This is a genomic window from Aeromonas sp. R3-1, assembly GCF_040908345.1.
In the GTDB taxonomy this organism is placed as follows: Bacteria; Pseudomonadota; Gammaproteobacteria; order Enterobacterales; family Aeromonadaceae; genus Aeromonas; species Aeromonas veronii.
This window is the reverse complement of record NZ_JBFODN010000024.1, coordinates 1-6432: the sequence shown is the minus strand read 5'-3', so window position 1 is coordinate 6432 and position 6432 is coordinate 1. Positions and strand designations below refer to the sequence as shown.

At 58.9% G+C, this 6432-nt stretch carries 8 protein-coding genes and 2 tRNA genes; 3 read left to right on the top strand and 7 right to left on the bottom strand.

The genetic code is table 11. The features are described 5' to 3' along the window. On the bottom strand, nt 1–237 hold a 237-nt coding region (locus AB5Y85_RS01435; RefSeq protein WP_368221075.1), incomplete at its 3' end, for an SDR family NAD(P)-dependent oxidoreductase. Nucleotides 238–459: 222 nt separating this feature from the next. Here AB5Y85_RS01435 and sohB point away from each other — a divergent pair. Then, nucleotides 460–1467 carry a protease SohB gene (gene sohB / locus AB5Y85_RS01430; protein ID WP_257687860.1) on the top strand — a complete coding sequence of 336 codons (1008 nt, stop codon included), beginning with the start codon at nt 460–462 and terminating at the stop codon, nt 1465–1467. A 180-nt stretch (nt 1468–1647) separates the two neighbouring features. Beyond that, nucleotides 1648–2871 (top strand): MFS transporter, encoded by a 1224-nt coding sequence (locus AB5Y85_RS01425; protein WP_257687859.1) that lies wholly within the window; start codon nt 1648–1650, stop codon nt 2869–2871. A 36-nt stretch (nt 2872–2907) separates the two neighbouring features. Here AB5Y85_RS01425 and AB5Y85_RS01420 read toward each other — a convergent pair whose 3' ends face one another. Then, a complete protein-coding gene (locus tag AB5Y85_RS01420; protein ID WP_005334901.1) occupies nt 2908–3261 on the bottom strand; it encodes a DsrE/DsrF/TusD sulfur relay family protein in 354 nt (117 codons plus the stop codon). A gap of 158 nt (nt 3262–3419) precedes the next feature. On the opposite strand from AB5Y85_RS01420, the gene AB5Y85_RS01415 reads away from it, so the two are divergent. Further along, complete coding sequence (locus AB5Y85_RS01415) at nt 3420–3812, top strand: DUF1090 domain-containing protein (protein WP_257687858.1); 393 nt, start codon at nt 3420–3422, stop codon at nt 3810–3812. A gap of 75 nt (nt 3813–3887) precedes the next feature. Here AB5Y85_RS01415 and AB5Y85_RS01410 read toward each other — a convergent pair whose 3' ends face one another. The 5 genes from AB5Y85_RS01410 to AB5Y85_RS01390 form a co-directional block, all read right to left on the bottom strand. Then, nucleotides 3888–4136: a YfhL family 4Fe-4S dicluster ferredoxin gene (locus AB5Y85_RS01410; RefSeq protein WP_005334896.1), complete on the bottom strand. Its 249-nt coding sequence runs from the start codon at nt 4134–4136 to the stop codon at nt 3888–3890. 1 nt (nt 4137) lies between these two features. Beyond that, a complete protein-coding gene (gene yegQ / locus AB5Y85_RS01405) occupies nt 4138–5499 on the bottom strand; it encodes a tRNA 5-hydroxyuridine modification protein YegQ (protein ID WP_005353849.1) in 1362 nt (453 codons plus the stop codon). A gap of 277 nt (nt 5500–5776) precedes the next feature. Further along, nucleotides 5777–6067, bottom strand: coding sequence for a hypothetical protein (locus tag AB5Y85_RS01400; RefSeq protein ID WP_120415623.1), 291 nt, complete (start codon nt 6065–6067; stop codon nt 5777–5779). A gap of 142 nt (nt 6068–6209) precedes the next feature. Further along, nucleotides 6210–6294, bottom strand: a tRNA-Tyr gene (locus AB5Y85_RS01395). A 44-nt stretch (nt 6295–6338) separates the two neighbouring features. Continuing rightward, nucleotides 6339–6423 (bottom strand) — tRNA-Tyr (locus tag AB5Y85_RS01390). Nucleotides 6424–6432 lie beyond the last annotated feature (9 nt).

Sequence of the window (6432 nt, the reverse complement as noted above, 5' to 3'; positions counted from 1 at the left end):
GTGGGCGGCGGTGGCCCCTTTCAGATCCACCGGCACGATGGCGGGCAGCGGATAACCGGCCGCTTCAATCTGGCCATACACGGCTTCGAGTTTGGCGCTGGTGCGGCCGAGCAGGATCACGGTGGCACCGTGAGCGGCGTAGGTGAGGGCGGCTTCGCGGCCGATCCCGTCGCCGGCACCTGTGACCAGAATGACTTTATCCTTGAGCAGATCGCGGGGTGCCTGATAATCGAGCATGACAACTCCTGTTAACAAATTCCGGCCATAAGTGCATGGCAATCGGCGCCAAGTGTACTGATCCGCGCGCCTGTTTGACCAGCCAGCGGCAAGAAAAATGTGAAGAAAATAGAGAGGTTGTGATGCTCGGGTTGGTTTTTCCGGGCACTGGCTGCGATTTTTTGCGCGCATTCGCCAAACTCCCTAGAATGTGACGAAAACCGATCCATTGTGGAGTCCATCGTGACATTTCTGACGGAATATGGCCTGTTTCTGGCCAAGACAGTGACCTTCCTGCTGGCCATCGGCGCCATCATCCTGATGATCGTCAGCACTCGCCAGCCGAAAGCGCGCAAGGGTGAGCTGGTGGTGACCGATCTCTCGAGCGAGCTGGAGCAGGGGCAGTTTGCGCTCAAGAGCGCGCTTGCCAGCAAGGCCGAGCGCAAGGTGATGGAAAAGCAGCAGAAAGAGGAGCAGAAAAAGCGCGCCAAGGCCGGTGATGAGCGCAGTCGCCTGTTTGTGCTCGATTTCAACGGCAGCATGGATGCCAAAGAGGTGGCCTCCCTGCGCGAGGAGGTGAGCGCGGTGATTGGCGTCGCCCAGCCCGGCGACGAGGTGCTGTTGCGGCTCGAATCCGGTGGCGGCGTGGTGCATGGTTACGGCTTGGCCGCTTCCCAGCTGCAGCGGCTGCGCGATCGTGACATCAAGCTCACCGTGGCGATCGACAAGGTGGCGGCGAGCGGCGGCTACATGATGGCCTGCGTGGCGGACAAGATCCTGGCTGCCCCCTTTGCCATCGTCGGCTCCATCGGGGTGATCGCCCAGATGCCGAACTTCAACAAGTTGCTGAAAAAGCACGATATCGAATTCGAGATGCACACCGCCGGTCAGTACAAGCGCACCATCACCATGTTTGGCGAGAATGACGATCTGGGGCGCGAGAAGTTTCGCGAGGAGCTGGCGGCGATCCACGAGCGCTTCAAGACCTTTGTTGCCGAACACCGCCCGCAACTCGATATCGATCAGGTCACGACCGGTGAACACTGGCTGGCGAGTCAGGCCAAGGCGCTGGGGTTGGTGGATACCCTCTGCACCAGCGATGACTATCTGCTGGCGCAGGCCAGCCACCACAAGGTGATCGGCATCAGCTATCGCAAGCCTAAAAGTCTGACCCAGAAGCTGGGACAGCAGGGCGCTCAGGCGCTGGAAGCCGGACTGGGGCGTCTGTGGCAGCAGAGCCCCTGGCGCTAGCCCGAGGGAAATCCCGCGATAAAAAGGCCAGCCGATGCCCATCGGCTGGCCTTTTTGCATCCGGTTGCACCTTGTCGGTGAGCGAGGGTTGTTTCTATTGAGGCCCTCTGTTACAACTGAATGCTTTCCCCGTTTATGACAGGATCTTGTGGTAAGAGCTGCGGGGCATGGAGCATAGAGATGTCATGGAGCACCTTCAGGCAATTTACCCCGCTGGTCTGGATCGTCATTCTGGGCACCTTTATGGTGCGTACCAGCTACTACATGGTGTGGCCCTTCCTCTCCATTCTGCTCTATCGGGAGTATGACCTTTCGGCCACCTTCATCGGCCTGTTGCTGGGTGGCTCGATGGCCCTCTCTACCCTGGTCAGTTTTTACGGCGGCTGGCTCTCTGATCGCTTCGGGCGGCGCAGCATACTGCTGGCCGGTTGTCTGGTGGCGATGATCTGTTTCGGCCTGCTCGGTTTTTCGCACGAGGTATTCTGGCTCGGGGTCGGGGTGATGGGCAGCGGCCTCTCGTCGGGGCTCATCGATGCCCCCGGCAAGGCGCTGATGGCCGACAGTCTGGCCTCGGCCAAGGCGCGGGAGCTGGCACTGCACCTGCGCTATTTTCTGCTCAACCTGGGGGCCGCGCTGGGGCCGCTACTGGGGGTGACCCTCGGGATCAACGCCCAGCAGGAGACCTTCCTGTTTCTGGTGGTGAGCTATCTGCTGCTGGCGCTGGCCTTTGGCTGGGGATTTCGCCGGGCTGGCAGCACAGGCAAGCCGGGGGCGGCAGGCCCCGGACTGCGGGATGCCATCAAGGTGTTGCTGGCGGATCGCGCCTTCCTGCTGCTGGTGATGGCCAATCTCCTGATGGTGCTGGTCTACTCCCAGTTTCACTCGCCGCTGGTGCAATACCTGACCCGAGCCGGTATGCCGCAGGTGGCCGAGCTGGTTGCTCTGCTGGTGGCGACCAATGCCCTGACCGTGGTGCTGCTGCAGTTTCCGCTGCTGCGGTTGTTGTCACGCTGGCCGGTGCGGGTACGGCTTCATATCGGCATGGCGCTCTTTCTGGCTGCCCAATTGCTCTTCGCGCTGGGGGATCCGATGGTGCGCAGCCACTGGTTTGGCGCCGTGCTGCTGCTCAGCATCGGCGAGACCATCCTCTTCCCCCTGCTCAACGTGCTGATCGACCAGATGGCTCCCGCTCATCTCAAGGGGAGCTACTTTGGTGCCAGCGCACTGGCCGGGTTGGGAGGAGCCGCCGGCGCCCTGCTGGGAGGCTGGATCCTCGAGCAGTGGAGCGGGCAGTTGCTCTATGTGCTGATGGCGCTGCTTTGTGTGGCGATTTTTGCGCTTTATGAAGCTGGCGCCCGACATCATGGTCGGCGAAGTGCCCGGCAGGAGTCGGTGATAGGCTAACCGGGCTGACTTCGCCGCTGGCCAGCCCCTTATGGTTCAGAAGGTCAGCACCTTGTCGGCAGCCAGGGTCCATTGGGCCAGCATCGGCAGGGTGCCGACCTCAATGCCCTCGATCAGCGGTAGGGCTGTGATGCCACGGGCATCGGTGCAGGTCTTGCACAGGCGAATGGTGACGCCCTGCGCCAGCAGGATCTCCAGCATCTGGCGCAGGTTGTATCCCTCGGCCGGTGCCTGACCGGCCAGTGCTGCACTCACCGCATCGGACATCAAGAACAGCTTGAGGCTGGCACCACCCTGTTCGTTGAGGGCGATAGCGAGGCGTAGGGCGTTGAACAGGGATTCGCTGCCGTAGGGGGCACCGTTGGCAATGACCACAATTTGTTGATTCATAACAGACTCCCGATTGGAAAGAGCGCCATTGTAGAACCAACAGGGTGGCAATTGCGTGATGTCGCACAACTTCTGTCGCACCTTTTTCCCACTTGCTTGACCCTGCTGCCGATCGAGGTTTTTATGGTCAGCTCGCAAACAAGACCGGATGAATCGAGATGTGGAAAGTATTGGGAGCTGGCTTGCTGCTATTGGCGGGTCAGGCCTTTGGCAGTGAGGCGGTCGGTTGCAAGGCTCGTCTGCAGGCCGTCAACGACCAGCTGGTGTTTGCCAAAGCACACAACAATGCCGGGCTGATTGCCGGGCTCGAACAGGCAGCGCGCAATATCAAGGCCAACTGTACCGATGAAGGTCTGCTTAAGGAGCAGAAAGAGCGGGTTAACAAACTGCGTGGCGAGGTGGATGAGCGTCTGCTTGAACTGCAGGAGGCGAGAGTCAGTGGCAAACCGGAGAAAATTGCCAAGCGGCAGGCCAGGCTGGAGGAGTCCCAGACCCGGATGCTGGAGGCCCAGCGGGAGCTGGACAAACTGATCCGGCTGGTCGGCAAGTGATGCCCAGCCGCTGAACGCAGGATCAAAAAAGGCCGATTGCTCGGCCTTTTTTTCGTTTTACGGTCTGTGCATCAGCTACTGCCTGTGCATCCGTACAAACTTCTCCATCAGCTGATCTTCGGTCTCCACATGAGCGGGATCCCAGATGATGCAGTCGATAGGGCAGACACTGATGCAGGTCGGCTTCTCATAGTGACCGACGCACTCGGTGCAGCGACTGGGGTCGATCTCGTAGATCTCCTCACCCAGGCTGATAGCCTGGTTGGGGCACTCGGGATCGCACATGTCACAGTTGATGCACTTGTCGGTGATGAGCAGCGCCATCTCAGGCCGCCGTGTGCGGGTTGCGGGTATCCTGGCTGTCGCCCAGATTGCGCAGCAAAATGCCGTAGTTCACATCCAGATCTTTCGGGACTGGCACATAGACCACGTGACCGTTGCCCGGCGCGGTATCGATAAGCTCGCCCTTGCGGTTCTCCATCTGCTCCAGATTGAAACGGACGTTGCCCTGCGGGGTCATCAGCTCCAGGTTGTTGCCCACCAGGAACTTGTTCTTCACCTCGACCTCGACCATGTCACCTTTGCGACCGGTGATCTCGCCGACAAACTGCTGGGTGTCGGAGACGGAGTAGCCGTAGTCGTAGTTCTGGTATTCGCTGTGGTTGTGACGGCGCAGGAAGCCCTCGGTATAGCCGCGGTGGGCCAGATTTTCGAGGGTGCCCATCAGACTGCGGTCGAACGGACGTCCCGCTACTGCATCGTCGATGGCCTTGCGGTAAACCTGAGCGGTACGGGCGCAGTAGTAGAAGGATTTGGTGCGCCCTTCGATTTTCAGGGAGTGAACGCCCATCTTGGTCAGTCGCTCGACGTGCTCGACGGCACGCAAGTCCTTGGAGTTCATGATGTAGGTGCCGTGTTCGTCTTCGAACGCGCTCATGTACTCGCCCGGGCGGTTGGACTCTTCCAGCAGCACCAGCGCATCGGTCGGTTTGCCAAGGCCCAGGGTGTTGTCCGGACGCACTTTGATCGGTTCCTGACGGTGGACGATCTGGCCCACGTCATCTTCTTTACCTTCGTGCACCTTGTACTCCCAGCGGCAGGAGTTGGTGCAGGTGCCCTGGTTGGGGTCACGCTTGTTGATGTAGCCGGAAAGCAGGCAGCGGCCGGAGTAGGCCATGCACAGCGCGCCGTGAACGAACACTTCCAGCTCCATCTCCGGCACCTGCATGCGGATCTCTTCGATCTCGTCCAGCGACAGCTCGCGGGAGAGGATGGCGCGGGTCAGGCCCATTTGATGCCAGAACTTCACCGTGGCCCAGTTGACCGCGTTGGCCTGCACCGAGAGGTGAATGGGCATATCCGGGAAGGCTTCACGCATCATCATGATAAGACCTGGGTCGGACATGATCAGCGCATCCGGCTTCATCTCCACCACAGGGCGCATGTCGCGGATAAAGGTCTTGAGCTTGGAGTTGTGGGGCTGGATGTTGGCCACCACATAGAACTGCTTGCCCAGCGCATGGGCTTCGTTGATGCCCAGCTGCAGGTTTTCATGATCGAATTCGTTGTTGCGCACCCGCAGGCTGTAGCGGGGCTGACCGGCATAGACGGCATCAGCGCCATAGGCATAGGCATAACGCATGTTCTTGAGGGAACCTGCGGGGGAGAGCAATTCTGGTTTAAACATGGCGGACTCTTTATATCTGATTGCAAATCAGGACGATGCCACCTGATGGCATCGTAGTGGTTGAGTTGCGGTGCAAGAAGCTCTCAGAGAAGAGGCTCAATGCAGCACGACCCGATGACGGCATATCCGGGGTTATCTAAAGAAGATACGCCGGATATTCGGGGTGCGAGATTGTACTCGCCCCCACGTCATCATGCAATTTGGCAGGAATATCATGCGAATGGAAAATCAGCTTTTGGGGAATCTTTGATGGTGGGTTAGCGATAGTTGCTGATGTTCAATTATCCAGTGCGAGTTGAAAATCGGGAAACTGTTCGCTCATAAAATTGCGGGGGCTGTGGCCATTGCCTGCGGTGGCCAGCCATTCCCAATCCAGTCTTGGCGAACCCGCTTTGAAGCGTTGATAGGCAACGCCCTGATGAATGGTCAGAAAGAGGGTCGTGGGGAGTCCCAGCTTGTTGCTGTAGCGCACCATCAGATCGCCCTGATAGTCGTTGCTTATTCTGACTTTGAGCGCCTGCAGTGTCAGACCGGTGGCGTGACCATGCTCGTCCCAGACTTCAAACATGATGTGAACACTCTGATGTCGATGATGCCACGATGAGCAAGATGGGATGCAATTGCAACTGTCAGATCTGACAATGCCGAAAAAGTGTGAGGGGGATAGCAGAAAGCGAAAACCCGGCGCGAGGCCGGGTTTTCTTGAATGATGGTGGAGGGAGAAGGATTCGAACCTTCGAAGGCAGAGCCGTCAGATTTACAGTCTGATCCCTTTGGCCGCTCGGGAACCCCTCCACAGGGGCAAAGCAAATTGTATTCAGCCATTGCAATCAGGGAAATGGTGGAGGGAGAAGGATTCGAACCTTCGAAGGCAGAGCCGTCAGATTTACAGTCTGATCCCTTTGGCCGCTCGGGAACCCCTCCACGGGGTAT

Coding starts and splice junctions, on each gene's coding strand:
- AB5Y85_RS01425 (WP_257687859.1), top strand. CDS start 1,648: ATGTCATGGAGCACCTTCAGGCAATTTACCCCGCTGGTCTGGATCGTC.
- AB5Y85_RS01415 (WP_257687858.1), top strand. CDS start 3,420: ATGTGGAAAGTATTGGGAGCTGGCTTGCTGCTATTGGCGGGTCAGGCC.
- yegQ (WP_005353849.1), bottom strand. CDS start 5,499: ATGTTTAAACCAGAATTGCTCTCCCCCGCAGGTTCCCTCAAGAACATG.
- AB5Y85_RS01420 (WP_005334901.1), bottom strand. CDS start 3,261: ATGAATCAACAAATTGTGGTCATTGCCAACGGTGCCCCCTACGGCAGC.
- AB5Y85_RS01410 (WP_005334896.1), bottom strand. CDS start 4,136: ATGGCGCTGCTCATCACCGACAAGTGCATCAACTGTGACATGTGCGAT.
- AB5Y85_RS01400 (WP_120415623.1), bottom strand. CDS start 6,067: ATGTTTGAAGTCTGGGACGAGCATGGTCACGCCACCGGTCTGACACTG.